This is a genomic window from Pseudomonas sp. EB271-G4-1 (genome assembly GCF_058791355.1).
On the sequence record NZ_JBYTEO010000010.1, the window covers coordinates 1 to 24,871 of the forward strand.

Below are 24,871 nucleotides of genomic sequence, written 5' to 3' on the forward strand. Positions count from 1 at the left end.
AATGAGCGGTCACGCGTTAGCGAAAGGGTCGGTCACGATGTACCGAAACGGGCGGTCACGATGGGCCGAAATACGCAGCATTACGTAACTCTGCTAAACCATTAGCCGGTGAGTAACCCAAGCTACGCGCATCTAGTGCAGAGTGAGCCGCCGCGATGACATGTTCTGGAGGACTGAAATCCGGCTCGCCCAGCGTCAGATCAATGACATCGTGCCCTGCTGCTTTTCGGTCATCTGCGCGTTTGGCCATAGCCAGGATAGGGGATGGTGGAGGAAGTGCGATGCTCATGGGACGTATACCTTGCCTGGAGTTACAGACAGGGTATGGAGTGAAATGATTAAATAAAAACGGGATATTTTTAACTGACCGGTGAGAAAAACTAATCAGTTCGCAACGCCTTCGCTAGCACCCTAGTGAGGTGCTGCCTGCCGCTTTTTTGGTGTTCTAAAAGAACAATACGGCGGATGATTTGCGGATCTCCAAAAGGCAGCAGCGTGACACCTTGAAGCTTTTTCAGGTCTTCATCAGACAGTGGAACGACAGCAACTCCCAAGCCGCGAGATGCCATACGAGAGAGCGCTTCCTGGCTATCAAGCTCCATCTCCTCCGTGACTCGAATACCCATCCTGCTGAGCTCCTGCTCAATAACTCTACCCGCCCATGCGCGCTTATCGAATCGTAAGAAAGGTTGCGTCTCCAGCAGATCGACAAGACTGCTTCCTTGCAAGTGCTCAGCAGCGACTGCCCAGAAAAGATCCTGGTACAGAACAGTGACGCGCAAATTTGAAGGGAATGGTTTCACAGGCTCTGTAGTGATGGCGGCGTCTAGTCCCCCATCTTCTACCATGCGAGCGAGTTCAGAGGACATACCGGATACCACACTGATGTGCAGCTTGGGATGATGGTTTTTGATCCAGACCAGCGCGTCAGGTAGTGCGCCAGCAAGGGCCGTCTGGATAGCTCCAATTTTCAATCTGCCGCTCAATCCCGGGCCGACATAGAGCTGATTGGCCATGTCGTCGTACTGAGCAAGGATGACTTCCGCCTGAACTAGAGCGAGCTGTCCGGCTTCTGTCAGAGTGACCTGACGTCTGCTGCGATCAAACAAAGAGACCCGCAGCTCATCCTCTAATGATTTTATCTGGAGGCTGATGGCAGATGGCGTAAGGCTGAGAATATCCGCAGCTTTGACAAAACTGCCGTGCTTGGCAATGGCGATGAGCGAGCGAAGAGCCTTTAAAGACATTGATACACCACTTAATCCAGCCAATCTGTCGTGAGAATACGTGAAGGAATCTACGCTTGCGTCTGGAAATTATCGTTTAACTGGCGCTCATCACGAAGGGGTCAGAGAAATCAGCATTGCCAACCTGAGATTTTATGTACCTACCTACCAGTTGCCGTCGGAAACCGGGCCAAACCCTGAGACTATGTAAGCTGCTGGTCGGAACATGATGGCCGAAAAGAAACCAAGAATTGCTCGATCGAGTAGGAGGCGGATTCACATCCGCCGTCCTCTCACACCACCGTACATACGGTTGCCGGGTGTGTAGAGGACTTTCACCTCCAAGTCACCAGCGTGGCCACCATAGCCAAGCTGGTTGCGCTTGCGCGCAACGCGCCATGCCTGGCGCACAATGAAAAAGGGCCCTCGAAGGGCCCTCTTGTACTCAAACCAAAATCACTTGCTCAGCCAGGACTCAGCAGTCGCCTGCTAGGGAAACCCTGAAGAAGACTTCGTGATTTTGGCAAAATACCCAGATTCCACCCGCTGAGTTTTCCGATGAAGCAGATGACTTTCGCCGATGCCGAGTACGCCGGCAAACGCAAGTAGACCCGTAAAGAGTTGTTCCTGATCGAAATGGATCGGGTGGTTCCGTGGAAGGGTTTGATTGCTCTGATCGAGCAGCACTACCCGAAGGGTGATGGTGGTCGTCCGGCCTATCCGCTGATGGCGATGCTACGCGTCCACCTGATGCAAAACTGGTTCGGCTACAGCGATCCGGCCATGGAAGAGGCACTGTACGAGACTATTATTCTGCGCCAGTTTGCTGGGCTGAGCCTGGAGCGAATTCCCGACGAAACCACCATCCTCAACTTCCGTCGCCTGCTGGAAAAGCACGAGCTGGCAGCAGGGATTCTGGGCGTGATCAATGGCTATCTGGGTGATCGGGGCCTGTCGCTGCGCCAGGGCACCATCGTCGATGCCACGCTGATTCATGCGCCGAGTTCGACCAAGAACCAGGATGGCAAGCGCGACCCGGAAATGCACCAAGCCAAGAAAGGCAATCAATGGTACTTCGGCATGAAGGCCCATATCGGCGTTGATGAAGAGTCAGGCCTGGTGCATAGCGTGTTGGGTACGGCGGCGAATGTGGCAGATGTCACGCAGGTCGATAAGCTGCTGCACGGCGACGAAAATGTGGTCTGTGCCGATGCCGGTTATACCGGAGTGGAGAAACGCCCCGAGCATGAAGGTCGCCAGGTCATTTGGCAGATTGCCGCACGGCGCAGCACCCACCAGAAGCTGGGCCAGCGCAGCATTCTGTACAAAGCCAAGCGCAAGATCGAAAAAGCCAAGGCGCAGGTCAGAGCGAAGGTCGAGCACCCGTTCCGGGTGATCAAGCGCCAGTTCGGTCATGTGAAGACGCGTTTCCGTGGTCTGGCCAAGAACACGGCACATCTGGTGACGCTGTTTGCGTTGTCGAATCTGTGGATGGCCCGCCGACATTTACTGAGCAATGCAGGAGAGGTGCGCCTGTAATGTGGGGAATAGCCGCCGCGAGGTGCTCGCAGCGGCTAAAAAGCCAGGAATGAGTGAGTGATCTGAGCGTTTGGATCGGCTCACTACTTTCAAAATCGGCGGTGACCGAAGTCAGTCAAAAACACATGGCTACTTCAGACCATCCCTAGGTCACCGTTCCAGGTTTACACCCAAAGATAGAAGTCGCTCTATCTTTTTAGTAGCCTCGCGCATCAACTGAGTTAACGATGGAAGACTACGCTCATCTTTGCGGTACTGAGGAATCGTGGCCGAAATTGACCCGCGTATTTTACCGTCTGCAAAAAATGGCACAGCCAAGCCGAATGCGCCGATTACACGCTCACCGTCACCTGTGGCCCAGCCTCTATCGTGAATGACTTTCAACTCCGCCTTGAGCACCTCACGAGAAGTAATGGTTGCCTCGGTAATTTTTTCAAGCTCGATAGAATCGACTAATTTTTGATCACAGAAAGCTAATACAGCTTTACCAGCTGCACCGGCATAAAGCGGTACTTCCACGTTGACCTGTAGCTTGTACTGAATCGGTCGCCATCCTTGAATTACGTCGAGAAACTCAGCTTTCCCAGTGGTTTCGTCAAAGGCTAGAAACGCGATTGTCTCACCGGTCTCTTGGACTAATCCTGACAAAATTGACCGGGTGAGATCAGCGAGGTTGCGATGATCGCCGCCAATCCTGGACGCCCATTGATAGAGTTTTGAACCAGGAAACAGGGTTGAGCCAGATAAACTAACAATCCCCGCCTGGACTCCAGATTGAATCAATCGTTTGGCAGTCGCCTCATTGCATAAGAGTTGATCAGTCAACCCCACAGAGTATTTCAACCCATCCGGAAATGCGCAGGCCAACAGTAAAAGCCTTTCGAGACGAGTAACGGTGGACTTCGTCTCCTCGATCAATATGTCCGGCGCGCGCTGAGTGCTGCCCAGCAGTCGAGACTTTACAGCCACTTCTATCTGCTCTGCGACTCGCTGTACATGTGCATCAATTTGCGAGGTCTTTTTTGACCCGACGCTACCAACGGAATGCACAGAAACTGAAACGACCAGCCCATTCGCAAGACTTCTTGTGGCAATCGATAACGCGCCGGGAAATTCTGCCTCTGATAACAATCCCAGGGCATCGTGAGCCCTCGAACTGCAGTCTGCATCAGCGTTACCTTGCACATTTGAAGGTGATGAATCGGCTTCGATAAATTCAGCAAACTGGCGACCGATATCCCCGAATGTCAGCGGAAAGATCACGCCCAGTTCAGGCCTGAATGTAAGCGTAGCTTTGGCTTCGCGGCAGGCAGCTATGAAATAACCGTTACTCGGACGGCAGTACACAGAGATGAGTGCAGTGCATTGTGAAGCATCAGCTAGCTCACTCAGCGATGCCCCGCTCAACCCCAGAAGCAGACTTGCATCGCCAAGCGCTTTCGTAAGAACGCTTATCCTTGGCCCTAAGCTGTATTTGCCTATCGCCGCCTCAATGGCAAAACCATTTTCAACCAACGAGACCAGAATCCGATTAACGGTACTTCGACTCTCTGAAAGCTCTGCCGCAAGCTCTCGAACCCCCCATGGCTCCCCCCCCGCTCTCCTGACAAGTGCGTCCAGTACCTCTATCAGCCTGGTATGGCTGGACGCAGGGGTAGCGGGCGTAGAAGCGGAAATAGAGCGTTCTGATTGAGCCATCATTAGTTAGATCGAGGTTTCGGGCCCCCATTCTGGGGTTAAAAGCTGCCCAACAGCAAATTGCACCTGACTGTTGACAACAATCACGAGGTTCTAGAAGCTAGACAAAACAAAAGCAGGACAGTGTCCCATTTTTTGAATGGCCAAAGTCCGATAACCTCCGAGGTGCCCATGAACAACAATAACGTGATGGCGGAGACTGCCATGCTGCCTGCCGAAGAAACGGAGCAAACGAGGAAAGCCAAGAAAGCCACCAGGGCAGCTGTATTCGGGACGTTTGTTGAGTACTACGACTTCAGCGTTTACGGATACGTTGCTGCGACCCTGGCAATGGTTTTCTTTCCTGCGGACGATGCGACAACGGGTCTACTAAACACATTCCTTGTGTTTGGTTCCGCATTTTTGGTACGGCCTCTCGGGGCTATCGCTTTCGGCTGGCTTGGTGACAAAGTTGGTAGACGTGCAAGCTTGATAGCGAGCATCACCTTGATGGGTGCTGCAGCCACGCTAATTGGTCTACTACCCGGCTACGCGACGATTGGTGTGTGGGCTCCCATCCTTTTGGTCGCATTACGCATGCTCCAAGGGTTTTCCGCCGGTGGAGAGATCGGTGGCGCCGCGAGCTACATACGTGAATGGGCGCCAGCTTCGAGGCGAGCGCTGTACATCTCATTCCTGCCTTCCATTGCTCAATTCGGCAAAGGCCTCGCCGCAGCAATTGCTGGTCTTGCGGCAGCGACTCTCACTGATCCTGAGATGCTCGACTGGGGCTGGCGCATTCCGTTCCTGCTGGCCTTGCCTCTTGGCATCATCGGCTTGTACATGCGGCTGAGCATTGAGGACAGTCCAGAGTTCGAGTCCAAGAAAGACGATGCTGAAGTCAAGAAAAGCCAGCCGTTCAAGGAATTAATTCGCGACTATCGGATGCCTCTGACCAAGGTAATCTTGATTGCGTTGGTACAGAATGTTGGCACCTACATCGGCACCGTATTCATCGCCGCGTATTTCAGTTCGATTCTCGGGTTCTCCAAGGGACAGGCATCAACCATCGTCCTGATCGCTGTGATTTTGGCCGCATTCCTAATCCCACTCGCTGGTCAGCTGGGATCCTATAAAGGTGGAAGGGCCATCCTGCGTTACTCCTATATCGCCTACGCCGTAGTGTCGATCCCTTCGTTCATGCTGATGCAGCAAGGCTCGGTCAATCTCGCAATCGCAGGTTTGGCACTGGGCATGATTCCGTACGCGCTTTGCCAAGCCGGCACCTACTCAGTGATGCCTGAATTCTTCCCAATGCATATCCGCCACACAGGTGTCGCTTTCGGGCACAGCGTGGGAGCCGTCATTGGTGGAGGAGCTGGCCCCTTCTTGGCGACATGGCTCATTGGTGCAACCGGTAATCAATTTACGCCTGCCTTCATCTTGTGCGCCGCAGGCGTGATGGGGCTGATCGTCATTTCGACCGTTCGCAAAAATGCCCCTGCTGACTCCACCTGTCATCAATTCTCCTGAGTTCAAATCATGCCTTTAATTTATGTCACCAGCCCGATCCATGAAGACGTCCTGCAGCAGCTTTCTACCTTAGGCGAGGTACGACTCGGCTACGGCGCCAATGCAGTCACTTACCAAGAGATTCAGAATCAGGTAGACGCGGTTTTTCTCAGAGGCGGCCATTTGACCGCTGAGATGATTGCGGCTTCTCCCAGGCTGCGAATCATCGCGCGCCATGGTGCAGGTTACGACAACGTCGACTACAAAGCTGCCGCAGAACTTGGGGTATGGGTAACCAACACGCCTGGCGCAAACAGAAGAAGTGTTGTGGAGCATGTATTTGCTTTGCTGCTGGGTATTAGCCGCAAGATTCAACTGGCAACGGATCAGACCCGCAACAACATTTGGGCGGCAGATCGACTGTCTCTTACAGGTATCGAGCTTGAGGGTCGCACTCTGGGCTTGATTGGATTTGGCGACATTGGTCGGCACGTTGCGCCAGTTGCTGAAGCTTTCGGCATGAAGGTTCTGGCGACTGACCCGGCTTATGATTCGAGCTTCGATAAACGCTTGGTAGATCTCGATACCTTGTTGGCTCAGGCAGACGTGGTGAGCCTCCACGTGCCTCTGCAGACGGGCACTGAGAACCTCATTGGCGGGGCTGAAATCGAGAAGATGAAAACAGGCGCCATCCTGATCAACACCAGCCGTGGTGGAGTGATCGATGAAGCGGCGGTTGCTGACGCACTACGCAGCGGCAAGCTGGGTGGCGCAGGAGTCGACGTGCTGGCCGCAGAAAACAGCGACATGATCACCCCGTTCAGCTGCAACACCTTTCCCGTTTCAGACCTGCCCAACCTGCTCGTCACACCTCACGTTGCAGGGCAGACCAATGAATCACTGCTGCGCGTTGGCATGAGCGCAGTAGAGGCGATTTCTGCAGTTTTGCACGGCGAAGCCCCCCTACACCCAGTCAACAAACCTGTATCCAAGACGTTCAACTAATAACGCATCAAACGGATTCACGCCGAGGTCACCATGTTTATCAATGTATCTGATGAAAGCATCACAGTGAGCGAAGATTGGGAACGCGCATCCCTTAAAGAAATTAAAGAGATATCGCATTACCCGGTCGCGCTAATTGGCGATGTTTTGCAGCGCATGGGAATGATGGCTTCCGCTATCCACCATGTTGCAGGTAAAGCTTCGTTCTACGGAACGGTACTACCTATCCTCACGTGGGAAGGTGACAACCTGGCCATCCACAGGGCATTGGACGATGCCAAGCCAGGTGATGTTCTCGTGATTAATGGCAACGGTGAAACTAACCGTGCTGTTTTTGGTGATCTGCTGGGTGAGGTTTGTCTTGCCCGCGAAGTCGCAGCTGTGGTCATCGACGGCGCAGTTCGAGATGTGGAGGAGCTGAGCGTCATGGGGCTGCCGACCTATGCGCGGGCTGTGAATCCAGCCGGCCCATCCAAGTACGGCCCTGGACAGGTCGGGGCGCCTGTCGCGTGCGGCAATGTAGTGTGCAACCCGGGCGACGCAATTTTGGGGGACAAAGACGGAATCATCGTTATCAGCCGCCACTTGGTTCCATCGCTCGCCGGCAAGCTCAAGATCCAAGATGGGATCGAGAATAGTTTTAGAGAGAAAGTCAGGGCGAGCATTCGTTGAGGGTCGTCGACGTTTGCAAGGGAGGTGCTATCAAACCTCCCTTAGATGTCACTTGATCATCCAAACATGCCCACGGGCATCGCACCTCCCCTACCGCCAACACGTAGTCAGTCAGAAAAGCCGCATGCCGGTTGGAGTTTTTATCATGATCGCCCGGTTGCTTCCGTCCAAAAATCAAAGCGTGAACTACGACGAATTTCTGAAGCAGCTCACTATAGCGGGCTTCCGGGGAGATATCGCCCACAGCTATGGCCAGCGGATGGTGCTTGCAACAGACAACTCGATTTATCAGCGTCTACCTCAAGCCGCCGTATTCCCCGTAGATGCTAAGGACGTAGAGATTCTCGCGACCTTGGCGGCTGATCCCGAGCATCGAGCTGTTGTCTTGACACCACGAGGTGGCGGAACGGGAACCAATGGCCAGTCGCTGACCGACGGCATCGTCGTCGACCTGTCACGTCACTTGAACAGCATTCTTGAAATCAATGCTGAAGAGCGCTGGGTGCGCGTTCAGAGTGGCGTGGTAAAGGATCAGTTAAATGCTGCGCTTAAACCCTACGGACTGTTCTTCGCGCCGGAATTGTCCACTTCCAACCGGGCAACGATTGGCGGCATGATCAACACTGACGCCAGTGGACAGGGAAGTTGCACCTACGGCAAAACCCGTGACCACGTGCTGGAGCTTTCTACGGTGTTGCTTGGCGGTGAATTACTCCACAGCGGCGTGGTGGGTCAAAGCGCTCTGGTGCAAGAAACTGCGCGTCAGGATCGGATCGGTGAGGTTTATCGATGCGCTGTAGGCATTGCAGATAACCAGGCCGATCTGATCGAACGTACCTTTCCGAAATTGAACCGTTGCCTCACCGGCTATGACCTGGCGCATCTTCGCGAGCAGGGTGGCCGGTTCAACCTCAACAGTGTGCTGTGCGGCTCCGAAGGATCGCTGGGTTTCATTGTTGAAGCCAAACTCAACGTCTTGCCGATCCCGAAGTATTCGATCCTGGTCAACGTCCGTTATGCAGGCTTCATGGACGCGTTGCGTGATGCAAAGGCGTTGATGCTGCTTAGACCATTATCGATTGAGACCGTGGACTCAAAAGTCCTGATGCTGGCGATGAAGGACATTGTCTGGCACGGCGTCGCCGAATACTTCCCAGAAGATCCAAGCACACCGACCTTGGGCATCAACCTCATTGAGTTCAGTGGCGACGACGAAGTCGCCGTCCAGCAAAGCGTTCATGATTTCGTCTTGCACCTGCAGCGCGATACGTCCGTGGTGCGGCTGGGCCACACGCTCGCCATTGGCGCCGATGCACTCAAGCGCGTCTATGCGATGCGTAAACGCGCGGTTGGGTTGTTGGGCAACGTCAAGGGTGAAGCCAGGCCGCAGCCCTTCGTTGAGGACACCGCTGTACCGCCGGAAAATCTTGCTGACTTCATTCAAGAGTTCCGCGCGCTGCTGGACAGCTATGAATTGCAGTACGGCATGTTCGGCCATGTCGACGCTGGTGTACTCCATGTACGACCGATTCTCGACATGAAAGACCCCGTCCAGGCAGCCCTGATCCGTCCCATTTCCGACGCGGTTGCAGCCTTAACTCAAAAGCACGGCGGCTTGCTGTGGGGCGAGCACGGGAAGGGATTGCGATCCCAATATGTGCCCGATTACTTTGGCGAACTTTACCCGGCCCTGCAGGAGTTGAAAGCGGCGTTCGACCCTTGGAATCAGCTCAACCCCGGTAAAATCGCAACACCGAAAACACGGCCTGACACCCGGCTGACACGCGTTGACGAAGTAACGTTACGCGGTGAGCTCGACCGCACCATTGATGAAAGGATTTGGCGCAGCTACGACACCGCATTGCACTGCAACGGGAACGGCGCGTGCTATAACTTCGATCCTGACGACGCCATGTGTCCGTCCTGGAAGGGCACGCGCAATCGGGTGCATTCACCTAAAGGACGTGCCTCGCTGATTCGCGAATGGCTGAGGCTGCAGGGCCAGCACGGTATTGATGCAGTGGCTGCCGGTAATCAAATACGATCAACCAGCAATGTCGCAGGCATCGCAAGACGAGCCGTGAACACAGTCGCCCAAAAGATGGGCCAGCAAGACTTTTCCCACGAAGTCTACGAGGCAATGGCTGGCTGCCTGGCGTGTAAATCCTGCGCAGGGCAATGCCCAGTCAAGGTCAACGTGCCCGAGTTCCGCTCACAGTTTCTAGAGCTGTATCACAGCCGCTATCTGCGCCCGCTGAAGGACTACCTGATCGGCTCGCTGGAATACACGATTCCCTACATCGCACGCTTCCCGCGTCTGTACAACTTCGTCATGGGTGCTAGCCCCGTCCGGCTCATCCTTGAGCATGTGGCCGGAATGGTCGATAGCCCTTTGCTCAGCATGACGGACTTTGACGCTGTATGCCGTCGATGGGGTGTTGAAATCGCCACCCCTGAACTTCTATTGACACTGGAGAATGAACAGCGCGCTCGCAGCGTAATCCTCGTCCAGGATGCTTTTACCCGTTACTTCGAAACCCCTGTGCTATCGGATTGGATCGAACTGGTCTCAAGGCTTGGCTACCAGGTTTACATTGCCCCCTTCGCGCCCAATGGGAAACCTCTTCAGGTGCAAGGTTTTATAAAAGCGTTTGAAAAAGCAGCTCATTACAACAGCGAAGCTCTTGGTCAGCTTCAGCGCTACGAAATACCGCTTGTAGGACTCGATCCCGCGATGACGCTTGTGTATCGCCAGGAATATTCGAAGACACTGGGCGGCGATAAAGCACCCACCGTATTACTACCTCAGGAGTGGCTCGCCGGTGCGCTTCCACAGGCTCAAATTGTCAAAGACGCCGCCCCGTATTACTTCCTTCCCCACTGTACTGAAAAGACAAATGAGCCGAGCAGTATCGGCCTTTGGCAGCAAGTCTATGAGCGAATGGGGCTGCAACTGAACGTTCAAGCCAGCGGATGCTGCGGCATGTCTGGCACGTATGGACACGAGACGCAGAACGCGAAGATGTCTGACATTATCTACGGTCAGTCTTGGAGCCCGCTGGTAGAAAAATTCAACCGTTCGGGGCGCCTGTTGGCGGATGGGTATTCTTGCCGTAGCCAAGTTAAACGCAAGGATGGTGTGACGATTTTGCACCCGCTGCAGGCTCTTCTCGCTGTCGTGCGGGAGAAAAATCACTAAGTTAACGCTATCTCATGTCATTCGCATGAGGCAGTTCAACCGCATCTCTCGTATGGAATGCAAAGGCCCTCGAAGGGCCCTCTTGTACTCAAACCAAACTCATTTGGTCAGCCAGGACTCGACAGTTGCGGAGCCGTCTGCTTTCCACTCTTTCAGCATCTTATGATTGCCGCCCTTGGTTTCGACGACTTCATCGGTGTGAGGTTTTTTATAGACCTTCACTTGGCGTGGTTTACGGCTGCCAGACTTAGACTCTAGTGCTGGAGCGCGACGGCCTGCTTGTGGATCCTGCAGGTTAATCACGTCTTTCAAGCTGTAGCCGTACTTGGCAAGCAATGCACGAAGCTTCGTTTCGAATTCGATTTCTTGCTTCAGACCGGCATCACCCTTTAAAGCTTCGAGGGCCTGGAGTTGCTCGGCTAGATGTTTTTCGAGTTGACGGAATTCTGCGAGCTTAGACATGGCACTGCATAACAATGATAATCTGCAGTTGCGGATGCAGGTGCGCTTCCGGCTCTTCAATCAACAGCAGCTTATGCAGTGTTCGCTCCGGGCCCTCACCATCTTCGACGATCGATTCGGCGAGGATGGAGGCGATATAGAGCAGATTGTTGTAGCCCAGACTGTTCTCATCCAGCGAGCGGAACTGCGACAGTTCGGCTGGTGATCCATTGGGAAAATACAGCAAACGTAAACCTTCGACGATCCTGGTGAAGTTGGACTCTGAAAACTGGATCGTCGTGTTTTGCGACAGCCTTTCTCCGAGGGCTGCACGCAGGCTACTGGAAATCAGGGCATTCGCCCGTTGTGAATTGAAGTCGGCGACCTTCACTTCAAGCGGATGCAACGTTCCGCTCTTGGCGCACGCCTGTAATTGGTCCTTGCACAACGCCTTCATCAGCCCGGTGAGCCTTGACTGTCGTCCCTCCCGCAACTTCTGCTCCGCATCGCGCAGCGGGGCAGATAGATGCAATGAATCAGGTCCAACGTCTGTTGATTAAATATCCCCGTCCTGATGGCTCCGCCCCCGAGCTCCTGGCTGTAACGGCCGCGCATTTCGCGGTTAAGCACAGTTAAATTGAGCACTGCTTCGTCCTGCTCGCCACGCCAAGAGTCGACCGCTATTTTCTCGCAGACACTGAGGTCGCCGAAAATCGCCTGGATGGCGAAACTGGAGGCAGGCACGGCGTCCAGCTCGAATGACTTGTGGAAATCGCGTTCATTGACCGAACGTTTTCCCGACTCCGAATCCTGAAAAAGCTGGCGCAAAGCATTGATCACACCTGTTTTGCCCGCGCCGTTCTCCCCAACCAACACGTTCAGCCCTGCATGAAACTCAATCGTGAAACGCCTACCGAAACTCTTGAAGCACTCGATCTCTAGCTGTCTCAGATACACTAAATTTCATCCCTTAAATTTAACGCTCGGCACGTGCGCTGGCTTGCGCGCGCCTGGTGATACTGACCAATGTCGTTAAATACCCTGGAGATGTACATAGGCCATTAGCGGCAAAGTTGTGACTGGTGCAGGAACAATCCCAGCACTGGCGTACCGGACGCCGCATCTCCTGCACCGTCCGTGTCAGTTGTCGGTGAGTTTGTCGATAGTGATCCAGCGTATGGTCTTCCCCGACATTTTCAGTCGAGCTGACGTCAGGAGGACTGGTCATTCAATCCAGAGCGTGAACAACCGCTCTTGGAGCGCCACCGATCGTGATTTTTCTTGGAGAGAATGACTGGGGTATAGCCAATCCTCATACGCCCGCACCGGATACAGACACTTAGCGCCGTGACACTGACAGCTCATCCAGCAGTGCCTCACCAGCGCATGTTGCAGGGTTATTCAACCACCTACACCGCTAACGGCGCAGGTCTCCAAAGGGCGCGGTGGTATCGATGTAACGCATGGCCGACTTCACATCCCGCCAACCGACATAGTCCATCAGTTGCTTGGTGCTCCAGTTGTCATTGTTCGCCCAGGTCGCAAATCCTCGGCGCAATGAATGCCCGGTATAGGCCGCACCATCCAGACCGCTGCAAGCAAACGCCTCGCGCAGCACATAGGTCACGCCATCGGGCTTGAGGCCTTGCGGACTGATTTGCCCCCACTGGTTGATGGGACGAAATACCGGCCCATCCTGCAGTTCGCTGATCGACAGCCAGTCCTCGTAGGCCTGCACCGGACACAATCGCCTCAATGCCGGCAACACGACCACCTGCCCTCGATTTTCTCGATCAGTTTTGCTGCTGCTCAGGAACACCTCCAGCTGTTTTCCGCTGCATAACGTATTGTGCTCCACCCGCAGTCGACACAGTTCATCGGCGCGAAATGCCCGCCAAAAACCCATCAAAATCAACGCCTGATCACGGTAGGCACGCAGCCGTGCCACTGGGTTTTCATTGGCGAACCGTTCCTGCAGGCCGGCAACGCAGCGCTCCAGCTCGATCAACGGCAGAGGCTCGGCCTGTTTGACCAGGCGTGGGTGTTGCGCGCGAATGTTGCGCAGCACCTGGCGCACCTTGACGTTTTTGGTGGGATCGTCAAAGCCGTGGCGTTGATGCCACTCCGCGAGCGCGGCCAAGTGTAGGCCCAACGTGCTGCTGGACAACGTTTCGGCATGTTCCACCAGATACCGCACCACCATGTCGCCGGACGCTGGCAAGCAAGCGCCCCAACTCTGCTCGAAATAGCTCAGCACCCCCTGATACCGACGTTGGGTGCTGTCGCGCTGCACGGGCCGTAAATAACGATCCGCCGGGTCAGTCATGAAAGTTCCTCCTCGCGTACCGCGAAAAAGCCCCATTTTCAAAAAATCCTGCATAACTCCGGAGAAATCGGCATTCTCCAGAGTTATTTCGTCGCCCCGCCCGCTGCGATACGGGCTTTTGTACACCTGTACTTCCATACTGCGTAAAACACCACGAAATCGTCGGAGACCTAGCCATGGCGCGCGGCGGCATCAATAAGGCGGTGGTCAAGATTGCACGCAACGCCCTGCTCGCCCGCGGCCTGCACCCCAGCATCGACGCTGTGCGCGTGGAGCTGGGCAATACCGGTTCGAAGACCACCATCCAGCGCTACCTCAAGGAGCTCGGGGAAGCCGAGGCGCCAGCGCCGGAGATGCCGCTGGATGAAGAGCTCAGTCGCTATATCGCCAGTGTAGGCGCGCGCATCCAACAGCGAGCCGAAGAGGCGCTGGCGACCGATCGAGCGGCCTTCGACCGTCAGCAACTGGCGGCCCGGCAACAACGGGAGGTGGAAGCGGCGCATTTGGAGCATTTGCAACAGACTCACGCCGCCCTGGTTCAAGCCCGACAGGCAGGCCTGGTCCACGAACAGGCCCTGAGTGGCCAGTTACAGGCGTGTGAGCTGGAACGTCAGCGCTTGCAGGAGGCCCATGAACAGCAACTGCGCCTGCTGGAGGATCGGGCAGGACAGATCCTCTCTTTGGAGGGCAAACACCGTCTTACTCAGGACGCCCTGGACCACTATCGGGAACAGCACTTGTTGCAGCGCGAACAGGAAATCCAACGCCACGATCAGCAACTCCAGCAGTTGCAGCGTGAAGCACGGATAAACCGCGACCAGTTGCTCAGCAAACAGGAAGAATTAAGCCAGCTGTATCGTGACCTGGAGCGAATGAGTGGCGAGCAGTCGCGCCAGCATCAGGAGATGCGCCGCCTGGAACAGGCCCTGCAAACAGCTCAGGAGCAGGTGCAGGCCGCCGAGTTCGAACATCAGAGCGATCTGCGACAATTGCAGACCATTGCCCACCAGCTCACGGTCTTGCGCGAGAAGACCAAGCAGCAGTTGCTCAAACAGCGACAGGCCCAACGTGAGCTGCGGGCCCGAACTCTCCACATTAACCAGCTGCAGACGCTGGTGGAGCACCTGGCTAGATCAGCGCCGACCGACCTCGATTGAGGTTTTTTGTACCCCAGCTCCTTCCGTTCGCCATTTCGGCTTCCGCTGAACTGCCCCAAGGTATCGGCAGCCAAATACCCTGTGCTCCATAGACAGCCCCAGTTTGGCTGCCTTATCAAGCAGCCCGCTTCTCGCGACGCTTACCGTCCGTTTGTATGTCTTCAAGGTTAATTTGCAGGGTCGGAGACAAGTAGCGCATTTCCTTGGAGGTCAACACCCGCCGGTTCCAGTCGGCATCCCAGTACAAGCCATAGCCATAGTTCACCGCCTCAAAGCCTTCCGAATCCTTACAGAAAAAACCCAGTTCGAGCTCCCCTTGAATGCCAGCTATTTTCATCAACTGGCGCGGCAACACACGGAAACCGCGAAGCTGTATGTCAAAAGCCTCGGCACTGACCGGCCACCCGATCGATGGCAGGTGCCCCTCACGGAAATGATAATCCAGCAACGGATACAGCCATTTTTGGGCGCCGCTGAATTCGGGCTGCACACAGATCAGGAGGAGATAGACGAAGAACCGCTCGCGCATAAACTCGCGCGCCCAGCGGTATTTCTCGACAGCACCCGCCAGAATCACTAACCAAAATCCCAGATCTTGCCAATAGGCAGCCGTGATGCGCCGCTGTAGCCGCCGGCGCTGTAGTCCATGCAGCGACTTGCCATGCAGTTTGAGCTGGGTCACCAATGTCCGGCCATAATCGCTCGACACTTCCAGCAGTCGCAGAATCTCCCAGAGTGGGTTGTCCAACACCTGCTTCAGCATTGGAAACTCTGCGATCAAGGCAGTCTGCAGCTTAGGTTCCGGCATAACGCCTTGAAGGTATCTCTTCCATTTATTTGTGAACCCACCCCCAGGTCGAACGAGGCCCGCCCTCACTTCGAAGGCTTCACCCCAGCGCTCCAGCGCGCTTGGATTTCTGCGGCATTTAGCCAGCAGAATGAGGTGATTAATAAAAACAATCGCCTTCAACTGTTCGACAAGCCGCCATAGACGCTGTTCGGGGCTGACCATTTAAACCGTCCACCCACGTTCGTTTTATCGAACACAGTAGTTTAGTGCGTTCTACCCATAAAGAAAATTTAAGGGTGGCCAAACGATGCCATTCATAGCGAAATGATGGCATAGGATACACAAGTGTAAAGATGGCTAGAAAAGAAGATACTTCGAGCAGAAAGGCGAAAATGAACGATGAAGCCGCACAAAAATGGCGGATTAAATAGGATTCCCGGGATTATTTATTTTGGAGCCTTGCGTTAGGAATCCATTCCTTTATGGGAAACAGAGGGTGAATAATTTCCCTCGTCCCAAACCGGTTGTCGCTGGAGTTGACGTCGATTTCAATTCTTCTTCACGACCGTCGTGGGCACCATTGGTCCTGACCATCGAGAGCAACCTTCCTGAGTCGGTCAATGATGGCACATGAGGTTCGAAAACGAACATAGCAGCGAGCAGCACCGGCAGGCCGTACATCATCGCTTGGTGTCCGGCCCTATCAGCGCACTAGAGCTGACTCTAGACGCGCGCCTCACAGCACGTCCTAACGGCGTGCTACGGGAAACAATTGCGACGGCTGCGCTTTATCAGCCGAGAGCACGGGTAGGCCCTCACAGTTAAGGAGTCCTCGCATCATGAACTTAGACATCACCAACAAATCCAGCGCATCTGCCTCCATCCTCATCGAGACCAGGCAGATCACTTCAAACATGGAAAAGGCTGACGGCCTACCAGGCCTGCGCTGTTTCCTCTCGACGGCATGGGATCTGCAGCACGACTGCCCCATCGACCAGCGTATTACCTATGATGGAACGTTGGCCAAGGCAACGATCCAGTCGCCAGAAATGCTGACAAACTCCCCTAGCGGATCTAATTGTAAAGCGAGCCGCTGCCATCTCAGGCGCTGGTACCAGTTCCAAGGCGTCCGCCATGAAATATTGATCATTCGCAATGGCTGCGTCTGGTTGCGGCCAGTTGAATCGAAGCCATCCGCGGAGCGGCGGGTGGCGGCCCCGACCGAGGTTCGACAAGAGCCGGCCCCAATCCACTTTCTGCATAAGTCCTATGCGTCTCTTACGCAACAGCCATCCGCAATTCAACGTCTCGTGGGCTATTACGCCGAGTCGATGTACTGCGGCCGAGGCTTGAAAAAGGCTGAAGCGAGCCGGCGGATGCAGTCGGAAATTCAGATTATGAATCTCTCTCGTCGGCGTGATGACCAGCTGAAAATTCCGCCTCAAAAGACAATGTGCTTGTTCATCGACGAGTACCTTACCCGTGCACTGTCCGATGGGCTCGCTGCCAGGCGCTCGATGGTGAAAATGTTCTCAGGTGTAAGCAGTAAGCCACTAGATCGGCCAGTAATCCACACGGCAGAGCAGTCAACGCCCAAACTTGAACCGTAGCGGCCATAAGCGTGCGCATTGCGACGGCGCGAACATCAGCTACTGCGAACTACCGAAATAGCACTACCTCCACCGTTATTCGTTCAGGGCGACATAATGACTACACCCAGTCGATGACGGTGGTAGGCCAACTACCTGATTACGGAGAACATAAATGAAAGTCTTGCGACCGTCCACGCGCCATAACAGCCGACATGAACAAAGTGGCGGCAATGCATAGAGGAGCGAGCGTCCACCCGAATGTCGGCGGCAAAGACTGAACATTTGCATGAAGGTCGCCGCTCTCAGAGGCTCCTGCTGATCGCCGCCGGCACGTTCACCGTGCGGTGACCACACCAATAATTCCCGTTAGGGCTCGGCGCACACAACATCCAACGGCGCAGAGGGGCACACGTTCACGCGCATCTTTGACCTAGTCAAAGCGAGCGCCCTGCTGCGTCGACAAAACGCCGCTTAGGTAGCCGTCATTGTTCGATTCACTCATACGAGAGGAGACGAAAAATGTTCGCAGCATGCCGTCATCTTACAGAGCGACTTACCCGTTCGCCGTTAAGCAAAGGGCGTCCAGGCAGTCGCGTTACGTTTTTTCCATCGCAAAAAAATGGAGGTCCCGTCGCTTGCGGCAATCTGCAGCAAGCTGGCTACTGCGTCCTCATGGAGTACCAACCGGAAGTTCGTTCCTATCAATGCCGACCTCCAACTTTGCGCCGCGGCGATGTGCGCTACAAGGCCGACTTTCTTGTGTTTTTGAACAACGGCAGGGAGGTTTACCACAAGTTTCAACCGCCACCTGAAGCATTTAGCGCCGGCCAGAAACAAGCCGTCGAAACCATGCTTGTTGATAACGGCCTGTTTTTTCATTGGCTGATGCCCGAAGACTTGCCTCATCCCTTGGTCCATACCAATTTGCGCTTTCTCTATCACCACGGTTTTGGCAGCTCCCGACATGCTGTCTCTAGGGTGCGCAAACAGGTTCTAGCGCAGCCTGAGCGACAGATGTCGTTCAAGGCACTTCTGGCAAGTGGCGCAATACCCACTGATATCAGTCATGCCATTTTCCTTGATGAACTGAGGATCGATCTCGAACAACGCATCACATTAGAAACCATGATTTATGGAGGACATGATGGACATTGTTAAATTCAAGATCGGCGAACACTACCGCTATCGCGGTCAGCCTTTTCAGATTGTCGATTTACAGGGTGAGTGCGTACAACTGCGCGCCATCGAGGGACGAAAGATCGTACTGCGCCAGACTCAGGAGATTCTGCTTCGGGCGATGAGGCGGGGAGATTTTATCAAAGATCAAGAGGCTCCCATCGAAAAGGAGGCGGGAAAAATTATCTCGGGGCTTTGCAAATCAGTCGCCACCGTATTCGATCGACACGTGCAATACGTGGATCCGCTGATGAAGGAGCTCCATGGACACATGCCAGCGCGGCGCGCCCAATCTATCATCAACGCAGTGGCGAAACAGATCAGAGATGTCAGCCCGCCTAGCCTGAGTCTCGCGCGCAGTTGGATCCGAGGATATTGCAAGTCCGGATACAGCTACCTCTCTCTTATTCCCAAGCGAAAACAGAAAGCAAAACATCGCCTTGACCTTCAACCTTGGGAAATTCAACAGATCATCAAACCGCTGGTGAAAGAATTTTATCTGAAGTCAGAACCCGCCTGCAAAACTGAAGTAATCGATGCCATCGTCGAAGAGCTGGAAGCCTTCAACGCGGGCAGGCCTGAACACGACCGTTTGAAGATACCTTCGGCATCGACCCTCAATCGGATACTTCGGGAGTTGGATGACTATGAAACGAACCAAGCACAGCACGGAAATAAGTCTGCCCAGAAACGGCACGGTTGGACGCGCAAAAGGCCACGGTTAGGCCGGTTGTTCGAATTGGTCGAAGCTGACACTCAGGAGATGCACGTTATGGTAGTGGATGCCCACGGCGAGGTGATAGGTCGCCCCTACCTGACGCTCTTCCTGGAGGTCTATACGCGAATGCCCTATGCGTGGAGCATCGGTTTTAATCCCCCTTCTTTGGACACTACGCTTCAGGCACTCAAGCAGTCATTGTCCAGCGATAACGCCTATGGCGGCGTCGCCGTAAGGTACGTGTTCGACAGCGGGCCAGAGTTCATAGCGCAGAATCTTCGGCGAATCATCGCCATGCTCGGGGGTGAAGTTTGCTACTGCGAGCCGGCCACGGGCAATCAAAAACCACACGTGGAAGCTTTTTTCGGTGTCTGGTCGAAGGAGATCGCCCATGCGATGCCTGGTACGACCTTCTCGGATATTGCAGCGAGGGGTGATTACAACTCGGAAAAAGAAGCGCGTCTCACCATAGAAGAGGTCAGGGATGCTTTCGGACGCTGGGTGAACGACGTTTATTGTGAACGTGTGCATAGCAGCCTAAACACCACTCCTCGACTGGCGTGGGAGGCAGCTCGCTCGCCCATGTTTCCCCCACGGCGCTTTTCGCTTTCTGAACTGAACCAAACTTTCTTGTGCGCATTCGAAGCATCTGCGCAACAAGGACGCGTGCGGTATAAGTCGCTGTTTTGGACGGGACCAGCGGTATCATATCTGGCCAATCGGCAACCCCACGTGGACAAACTCCGCGTCTACTACGACCCAAGTGACCTGGGCCATGCGTGGGCCTGCCATCCCAGCTATCCCGATGACCTCCTAGAACTCCAAGCAGTCGATCCTGATTACCAGGAAGGTCTCACTATGCACTTGCATCAATTGACGGTTAAGCGCTTGCGGGCCAATCGCCAAACATTTGACTCCAGCAAGGCTCGAAAAGCCCGAGTGGCGCTGCTTCGAGAATTGGCCAAGGTAAAAACCCCGGCGCAGCGACGTCGACTACAGCAAGCGGCGGAAAAAGGTTCGCTTCAAAAATCACGTAAACGACTAGCCAAGGTAAAAGCAATCAAACCTCGAGCCCAAGAGGGTCACAACTTTAACGGCGACACGCCCGATGAGTATTCGTCCGCGGACGTATGAAGCCATGAATCTCTGGAGGCCATCGTCCGCAATCTTCATCGCAAACTCGCGCGACCAGGCTCAAGGAAAAATATTGGCGGCCATTGAATGGAAGAAACTTCATGGAAGTTTTAAAGCCGCATTCATTTGATCAATCGATACAAATGATGGCGCCAGTAACGTAGGGCTGCTGAATGCGGCCCTAGTGTTGGGGGATCTTCCAGCATCCGTCGCTCCGCCTGCTCAGTTCATCCATTAGAACTGAGAAAAACGAGGTGCATTGCCATGAAAACCAGCATCAAACAAATCGTCAGGACGTTCAAAACCAAGATTGTGTTCCATCCGCGCTATCGGCAGGCGTGCTCGCAAATCCAAGACGCAATTGAAGACACTGAAGCGCTAGGTGAACCGGTCTGCGCCCTCCTGTGTGGGCCAAGCGGCACAGGAAAGTCCACTCTCTGCAATTACATTCGAAATTATTACAGCGGTGACTCGGTGATTCGCCGTGAAGACGGTACTTACGAGAATTTGCCTGCCTTTTATTGTGAGGTCCCCTCTCCCGCGACTGTCAAGGGGTTGATCACAAACATGCTTCGTCTCCTGATCAACGAAACGCCTAATGGCACCATAGAAAAACTTACCCACCAGTTAATCACTTGTCTGAAAACCGCTCAAGTGAAAATCATCTTACTCGATGAGATTCAACGCCTCTGTTTCAATACAGTCTCGGAAAAAGTAAGGTTAGATGCCTTGCAATGGATTGTCTCTTTGCTTAATGGTGTCGGAATTCCCGTGATCCTTTCGGGTACAGAACTGTGTCGTGATATTAGGCGCGAGGATGCAGCGCTGGAAAACAGATACCCATACCTCGCGGAGTTGTCACACTTCACTTATGAGGCAGCAAACGATTCTGAACTCTTTGCAACACTACGACATCTTGACCAAGCGATGTATGAAATTGCAAGCCTTGAGAAGGGTGTCCATCTTAACGACCCAACCATTGCTGCACCACTTTTCGTAGCAAGTCGAGGCAATTTAAAGAGAATGCGTTTGGTTATTAATTACGCACTCAAGACGTGTTTGCGCAGAGCGGGCGGGATGGAATTAATGGCAAGTGATTTTTTTACAGCTTGCCAGTGTATAGACCTGCCGAATAACTTGTCAGCTGGCAACCCTTTCGCAATGTCCTACGACGATTCCTTAAAGCTTATTTTGGACTATCAGGAGTCTGATGATGACGAAATTACTGTTCATCCCTAGTCCACTGCCGGAAGAGAGCCCAACCAGTATGCTCAAGCGTATGGCTGTCAAACATGGATGCGGCAATTATACAGACCTACAGGGTATTATAGGTCGAACCAACATCTTTGCCTCACTCCTTAGTCGCTCGCACCCCGTCATTCAATCCATTGCAGGACGGGCCGGTGCCGCAGACGAAGAATTTCTTAGTGGGTTCTATGAACCAGTGGAGGCACGGCGTGACATTCCGCCGTTGAAAATTAATGGCATCACTGTCAATTCCGATATAATACGAAAAAGCGGAGCAGCATTTTGCTCCGACTGCTGGGCAGAGGGCCATGAGCACTACATTAAAGACCTCAAGTTTTGCAGTTACTGCCCCTACCACTTAAGAAAATACCTGTTCAAATGCCCTAAATGCCAATTGAACCTTCATTGGCATACCCCCTTTGAAGCGCAATGTAGATGCGAGCATTTACTGATATCGCCGCCTTGCACTTCGGACGAAGTCAAAATTGAACAGAAACTGCTCTGTATCTTTAGAGCGGGAGCTGCTGATGATTTCAGTAAATTCATGAATCACCTGAACCGCTTGGGATATCGTCTAGAATCTCCTGCTGAGTGCCCAGCGAATCGGTGCCTAATGTCTATGGCACTGGCCTTGTTCGAGAAAGACATGACGTCAATGCTAGCCTGCCTGCGCAACCTGAGTGCATTATACCCTGAAATACCCAAGCGCATCATCGCGGCTAAACTTTCATTGTTTAACGATGTTAAGGTACAACAATGCGCACGTGAGTTCGTGAGCGATAACCCATTTTGGGCAAGTCCAGATGATGCAGAGATGGAACGGATACCCATTCACCAATTTTCACTGACGCGACGCCAGATTCTCGCGTGGCTTAAGTTGACAGGGCAAAACTGGACAAAACTGCGGAGCCTGATGAATATGCGGTCAGAAAAAGGTCGATATACCTGGAGGCGAGCACAAAAAATATCGAAAAAAGTTCTTTCCATTAGACTTCACAACGAATTCAGGAAAAAGATAATACCCATTAACGGATTTTCGAAAAAAGAACTTCAGAAAGAGCTGCAGATTAGCGCAAGAGCAATATCTGACGCTGTTAATGAGAAAATTATAACTCTAAAAAAAAGACAACGTCGAAAGTACTTTTCCAAACCAGACATAGAGCAATTTTCGGATAATTACGTTTCAATCAACCAACTCTCGTCGCAAACCGGCATTCCCCTCTTACAAATCCGAAAAGCTATAAAACAGTTAGAAATAACGCCACTTAACTTTAAAAGTCGAGTACTGCGCTCTTCCCTCATGAGCACGAAAACCAGTCTTGTTGTGATTGAATGGTGCAAAAACAATGTCCCGTGCACTCCAAAGAAACAAAGGTGCCCCTCCCGCATGCTAGAACTTTACACTAGTAAGGAACCGGAGGATTGGCTTCCCACCGCTGCGGCGTCGACATACCTTAAAATATGTATACGTGTAGTACGTCACCTGATCAAATCTAAAATCCTAGTAGATGTTCAGCGGAAGGGACCTGGAGGGGGTTACTGCATTTCAATAAAAGATCTCGATAATTTCAAGTCCCGATACATGAGCGCGGCCGAGGCCAGAAAACTATTAGGTTGTCGGCGTGCCATGACTATCAAAACATTACACCGCATCGGAATAAAACCCTGGACCGGCCCAGGCATTGACAATAATCCTTCGACATTTTACTTGAGAGAGAAAATTTTAGCCTATATTAGTGCTAGAGAGCGGCTGGTTAGTGAAGAAAAAATTGGTTATACCAGGTTGGAAACTTGTAAGAAACTGCACTTAAATCACTGCACCATTCCGGTTCTACTCAAAAAAGAAGTTCTGCACCGTGTGAATTTAAAGTGCGGAGGGTGCGTCTTGATCAACGCTAGCGATGTCGATAGTTTTTATTATCGTTACGCCAAACTAACTACAATCGGACAATGGTTGAAAATTTCAAAATTTTGTGCGCGGCGACTTCTGGCGTACTTTTCAATAAGCCCCATATGCGGCGCACCTCTAGACACAGCTCCAGATTATCTATTCTCGATCGATGAGATTTTACAACATTTCCCCATTCCAACTGGCAAATCAGATAATAACAGAAATCATTATCGCGCCACCCCTTTTGCAAATGTTACAGAATTAATGGCCAAATACGAAATTAGCGCCATTTCTTTTGGCGCACTATTCATAAATTCAGGATTCACCAAACCAATTCAACTGGGCCCTACCAGGTACCTCCTTAGCCATGACATCTTGAAAGTCGAAAAAATTCTAAAAAAATACTATACAATCCCTCAAGCAGACAGTTATTTGGGAGGAACACAAATCACTAGACGCTTATTAAAACTTAGAGACCTTGTCGCTTCCTACCCATTAAAAACTCCACACAAACATCCAATGATTAAAAAAACAGAATTGCACGACTACGCCGCCCGGCATGACTACTTGTAAACTTTACGACGCGCTACATCTATCCCCGCAATCAAAATCCCCGAGCGACAACTAATTAACGTCGCTATCCTTCGCCGCCGTCCTCCATATTCAGAAAAGTCTTAAAAATGCTCGCCGATTTTGGCATCATCACCTTAAAATCCAACATATTTTGACATTTTGCTTCCAGCTCATTCTGACAAAACCAGCAAAATCAAAGGTCGATTTGATGGCCCATATTGAAAAACGGGGAAACCCTCGCACTGAAAAACCAAGCCCTGCACCCGCAGGGCTTTTTTTTCATTGATGGCATCTAAAGGCAAGGCTGACCGGCACTTTCCCGGCAACTTTGTGCTTAATCCTTTTGGCTATCTAACGCTGTCGGCACAGACATGAAATCGGTGCCCATTAAAGCCCTCAACTAAAGTTTCAAGCCGTTACGAGCCGCCTCTATTTCATTCTGACTGGCCTTATAAGCTTCGGCCTGCCCGGCGTAGGAAAATACGTAGGCCTTATCGGCATCCACCGCGGCAACCAATGTTTGAGACAGAACATGCCGGCCGTTTTGCGTGATGGTGCAAGTGGTTTCCAGCGCTGGCAAGCGACTCAAGGTGGCCGCGTGAATCCGGTTGCAAACACTTTGATAACCACCCCGGAAAAAGTCTTTCTGCACTGATTTGCGCATCTCCAGCAACACAGCTTCCAGGTTCACCTGGTGACCGGCCTGCACCCGGCTCACGGTCAATTCCATCACCATCAACGGCATGCCTTGCGCGTCGTTCTTGACCGCGCGCTGGCGACTGACACCGGAGCCGGCTTCGCCTTGGGCAACGGCTTCGACCTGCCAGCCCGGCGGCCACGCCACGACGGGCTCATCGGCGTGAGCCCGGGCCAACACAGAAAGCACACCACTCAGGATAATCAACGACCTGCACAATCGAATCATTGCCATCAACACCCAGCCAGTTAGCCCTGAAGTTTGATCTTCGGCCGGCGGTCAGGCAATAGCAGACGCT

At 53.1% G+C, this 24,871-nt stretch carries 20 protein-coding genes; 11 read left to right on the top strand and 9 right to left on the bottom strand.

Annotated features, from left to right (window positions below):
- Positions 1-55: 55 nt before the first annotated feature.
- Together AC3WWR_RS07240 and AC3WWR_RS07245 are read right to left on the bottom strand one after the other, a co-directional pair.
- A complete protein-coding gene (locus tag AC3WWR_RS07240; RefSeq protein ID WP_492598574.1) occupies positions 56-289 on the bottom strand; it encodes a hypothetical protein in 234 nt (77 codons plus the stop codon).
- A gap of 91 nt (positions 290-380) precedes the next feature.
- A complete protein-coding gene (locus AC3WWR_RS07245; RefSeq protein ID WP_492598575.1) occupies positions 381-1,247 on the bottom strand; it encodes a LysR family transcriptional regulator in 867 nt (288 codons plus the stop codon).
- A gap of 600 nt (positions 1,248-1,847) precedes the next feature.
- On the opposite strand from AC3WWR_RS07245, the gene AC3WWR_RS07250 reads away from it, so the two are divergent.
- Positions 1,848-2,765 carry an IS5 family transposase gene (locus tag AC3WWR_RS07250; protein ID WP_492598576.1) on the top strand — a complete coding sequence of 306 codons (918 nt, stop codon included), beginning with the start codon at positions 1,848-1,850 and terminating at the stop codon, positions 2,763-2,765.
- A 150-nt stretch (positions 2,766-2,915) separates the two neighbouring features.
- On the opposite strand, the gene AC3WWR_RS07255 is transcribed toward AC3WWR_RS07250, so the two are convergent.
- Positions 2,916-4,466, bottom strand: coding sequence for an IclR family transcriptional regulator domain-containing protein (locus tag AC3WWR_RS07255; protein ID WP_492598577.1), 1,551 nt, complete (start codon positions 4,464-4,466; stop codon positions 2,916-2,918).
- Between the two features lie 168 nt (positions 4,467-4,634).
- Here AC3WWR_RS07255 and AC3WWR_RS07260 point away from each other — a divergent pair, with 168 nt between their 5' ends.
- From AC3WWR_RS07260 to ydiJ, 4 genes are all read left to right on the top strand, one after another.
- A complete protein-coding gene (locus tag AC3WWR_RS07260) occupies positions 4,635-5,975 on the top strand; it encodes an MFS transporter (RefSeq protein ID WP_492598578.1) in 1,341 nt (446 codons plus the stop codon).
- Positions 5,976-5,984: 9 nt separating this feature from the next.
- The gene (locus tag AC3WWR_RS07265; protein ID WP_401314354.1) at positions 5,985-6,959 is read left to right on the top strand and encodes a hydroxyacid dehydrogenase; all 975 of its coding nucleotides are present in this window, start codon (positions 5,985-5,987) and stop codon (positions 6,957-6,959) included.
- 33 nt (positions 6,960-6,992) lie between these two features.
- A complete protein-coding gene (locus AC3WWR_RS07270) occupies positions 6,993-7,631 on the top strand; it encodes an RraA family protein (protein ID WP_401314353.1) in 639 nt (212 codons plus the stop codon).
- Positions 7,632-7,776: 145 nt separating this feature from the next.
- Positions 7,777-10,830, top strand: coding sequence for a D-2-hydroxyglutarate dehydrogenase YdiJ (gene ydiJ / locus AC3WWR_RS07275; RefSeq protein WP_401314419.1), 3,054 nt, complete (start codon positions 7,777-7,779; stop codon positions 10,828-10,830).
- Positions 10,831-10,929: 99 nt separating this feature from the next.
- On the opposite strand, the gene AC3WWR_RS07280 is transcribed toward ydiJ, so the two are convergent.
- From AC3WWR_RS07280 to AC3WWR_RS07295, 4 genes are all read right to left on the bottom strand, one after another.
- Positions 10,930-11,292, bottom strand: a complete 363-nt coding sequence (locus AC3WWR_RS07280) for a histone-like nucleoid-structuring protein, MvaT/MvaU family (protein WP_492598579.1) — start codon at positions 11,290-11,292, stop codon at positions 10,930-10,932.
- On the bottom strand, positions 11,285-11,728 hold the full coding sequence (locus AC3WWR_RS07285) for an AAA family ATPase (protein ID WP_492598580.1): 444 nt from the start codon (positions 11,726-11,728) through the stop codon (positions 11,285-11,287). Before AC3WWR_RS07285 ends, AC3WWR_RS07280 begins: the two co-directional genes overlap by 8 nt.
- Positions 11,728-12,228 carry an AAA family ATPase gene (locus tag AC3WWR_RS07290; RefSeq protein ID WP_492598581.1) on the bottom strand — a complete coding sequence of 167 codons (501 nt, stop codon included), beginning with the start codon at positions 12,226-12,228 and terminating at the stop codon, positions 11,728-11,730. The genes AC3WWR_RS07285 and AC3WWR_RS07290 overlap by 1 nt, the downstream gene beginning before the upstream one ends.
- A 460-nt stretch (positions 12,229-12,688) precedes the next feature.
- Entirely contained in the window at positions 12,689-13,597 is a 909-nt protein-coding gene (locus AC3WWR_RS07295) for a site-specific integrase (protein ID WP_401314349.1), read from the bottom strand.
- A gap of 176 nt (positions 13,598-13,773) precedes the next feature.
- On the opposite strand from AC3WWR_RS07295, the gene AC3WWR_RS07300 reads away from it, so the two are divergent.
- Positions 13,774-14,754 carry a DNA-binding protein gene (locus AC3WWR_RS07300; RefSeq protein WP_401314348.1) on the top strand — a complete coding sequence of 327 codons (981 nt, stop codon included), beginning with the start codon at positions 13,774-13,776 and terminating at the stop codon, positions 14,752-14,754.
- A gap of 115 nt (positions 14,755-14,869) precedes the next feature.
- On the opposite strand, the gene AC3WWR_RS07305 is transcribed toward AC3WWR_RS07300, so the two are convergent.
- Entirely contained in the window at positions 14,870-15,766 is an 897-nt protein-coding gene (locus AC3WWR_RS07305) for a hypothetical protein (protein WP_401314346.1), read from the bottom strand.
- A gap of 617 nt (positions 15,767-16,383) precedes the next feature.
- Here AC3WWR_RS07305 and AC3WWR_RS07310 point away from each other — a divergent pair.
- From AC3WWR_RS07310 to AC3WWR_RS07330, 5 genes are all read left to right on the top strand, one after another.
- On the top strand, positions 16,384-17,154 hold the full coding sequence (locus AC3WWR_RS07310; RefSeq protein ID WP_401314344.1) for a hypothetical protein: 771 nt from the start codon (positions 16,384-16,386) through the stop codon (positions 17,152-17,154).
- Positions 17,155-17,655: 501 nt separating this feature from the next.
- Positions 17,656-18,294, top strand: a complete 639-nt coding sequence (locus AC3WWR_RS07315) for a hypothetical protein (RefSeq protein ID WP_401314342.1) — start codon at positions 17,656-17,658, stop codon at positions 18,292-18,294.
- Positions 18,281-20,164 carry a TnsB C-terminal domain-containing protein gene (locus tag AC3WWR_RS07320; RefSeq protein WP_401314340.1) on the top strand — a complete coding sequence of 628 codons (1,884 nt, stop codon included), beginning with the start codon at positions 18,281-18,283 and terminating at the stop codon, positions 20,162-20,164. The genes AC3WWR_RS07315 and AC3WWR_RS07320 overlap by 14 nt, the downstream gene beginning before the upstream one ends.
- A gap of 264 nt (positions 20,165-20,428) precedes the next feature.
- Positions 20,429-21,403, top strand: a complete 975-nt coding sequence (locus tag AC3WWR_RS07325) for a TniB family NTP-binding protein (protein ID WP_492598582.1) — start codon at positions 20,429-20,431, stop codon at positions 21,401-21,403.
- Positions 21,378-23,876, top strand: a complete 2,499-nt coding sequence (locus AC3WWR_RS07330; RefSeq protein ID WP_492598583.1) for a TniQ family protein — start codon at positions 21,378-21,380, stop codon at positions 23,874-23,876. Before AC3WWR_RS07325 ends, AC3WWR_RS07330 begins: the two co-directional genes overlap by 26 nt.
- A 400-nt stretch (positions 23,877-24,276) precedes the next feature.
- Here AC3WWR_RS07330 and AC3WWR_RS07335 read toward each other — a convergent pair whose 3' ends face one another.
- Complete coding sequence (locus AC3WWR_RS07335) at positions 24,277-24,801, bottom strand: DUF4946 domain-containing protein (protein WP_432668210.1); 525 nt, start codon at positions 24,799-24,801, stop codon at positions 24,277-24,279.
- Between the last annotated feature and the right edge of the window lie 70 nt (positions 24,802-24,871).

Excerpts from the sequence above, each read along its gene's own strand:
- AC3WWR_RS07320 (WP_401314340.1), top strand. The coding sequence starts at position 18,281 with ATGGACATTGTTAAATTCAAGATCGGCGAACACTACCGCTATCGCGGT.
- AC3WWR_RS07330 (WP_492598583.1), top strand. The coding sequence starts at position 21,378 with ATGACGAAATTACTGTTCATCCCTAGTCCACTGCCGGAAGAGAGCCCA.
- AC3WWR_RS07285 (WP_492598580.1), bottom strand. The coding sequence starts at position 11,728 with ATGAAGGCGTTGTGCAAGGACCAATTACAGGCGTGCGCCAAGAGCGGA.
- AC3WWR_RS07240 (WP_492598574.1), bottom strand. The coding sequence starts at position 289 with ATGAGCATCGCACTTCCTCCACCATCCCCTATCCTGGCTATGGCCAAA.
- AC3WWR_RS07260 (WP_492598578.1), top strand. The coding sequence starts at position 4,635 with ATGAACAACAATAACGTGATGGCGGAGACTGCCATGCTGCCTGCCGAA.
- AC3WWR_RS07310 (WP_401314344.1), top strand. The coding sequence starts at position 16,384 with ATGAACTTAGACATCACCAACAAATCCAGCGCATCTGCCTCCATCCTC.
- AC3WWR_RS07255 (WP_492598577.1), bottom strand. The coding sequence starts at position 4,466 with ATGATGGCTCAATCAGAACGCTCTATTTCCGCTTCTACGCCCGCTACC.
- AC3WWR_RS07245 (WP_492598575.1), bottom strand. The coding sequence starts at position 1,247 with ATGTCTTTAAAGGCTCTTCGCTCGCTCATCGCCATTGCCAAGCACGGC.
- AC3WWR_RS07325 (WP_492598582.1), top strand. The coding sequence starts at position 20,429 with ATGAAAACCAGCATCAAACAAATCGTCAGGACGTTCAAAACCAAGATT.
- AC3WWR_RS07295 (WP_401314349.1), bottom strand. The coding sequence starts at position 13,597 with ATGACTGACCCGGCGGATCGTTATTTACGGCCCGTGCAGCGCGACAGC.
- AC3WWR_RS07280 (WP_492598579.1), bottom strand. The coding sequence starts at position 11,292 with ATGTCTAAGCTCGCAGAATTCCGTCAACTCGAAAAACATCTAGCCGAG.
- AC3WWR_RS07265 (WP_401314354.1), top strand. The coding sequence starts at position 5,985 with ATGCCTTTAATTTATGTCACCAGCCCGATCCATGAAGACGTCCTGCAG.
- AC3WWR_RS07305 (WP_401314346.1), bottom strand. The coding sequence starts at position 15,766 with ATGGTCAGCCCCGAACAGCGTCTATGGCGGCTTGTCGAACAGTTGAAG.
- AC3WWR_RS07335 (WP_432668210.1), bottom strand. The coding sequence starts at position 24,801 with ATGATTCGATTGTGCAGGTCGTTGATTATCCTGAGTGGTGTGCTTTCT.
- AC3WWR_RS07270 (WP_401314353.1), top strand. The coding sequence starts at position 6,993 with ATGTTTATCAATGTATCTGATGAAAGCATCACAGTGAGCGAAGATTGG.
- AC3WWR_RS07315 (WP_401314342.1), top strand. The coding sequence starts at position 17,656 with ATGTTCGCAGCATGCCGTCATCTTACAGAGCGACTTACCCGTTCGCCG.
- AC3WWR_RS07300 (WP_401314348.1), top strand. The coding sequence starts at position 13,774 with ATGGCGCGCGGCGGCATCAATAAGGCGGTGGTCAAGATTGCACGCAAC.
- ydiJ (WP_401314419.1), top strand. The coding sequence starts at position 7,777 with ATGATCGCCCGGTTGCTTCCGTCCAAAAATCAAAGCGTGAACTACGAC.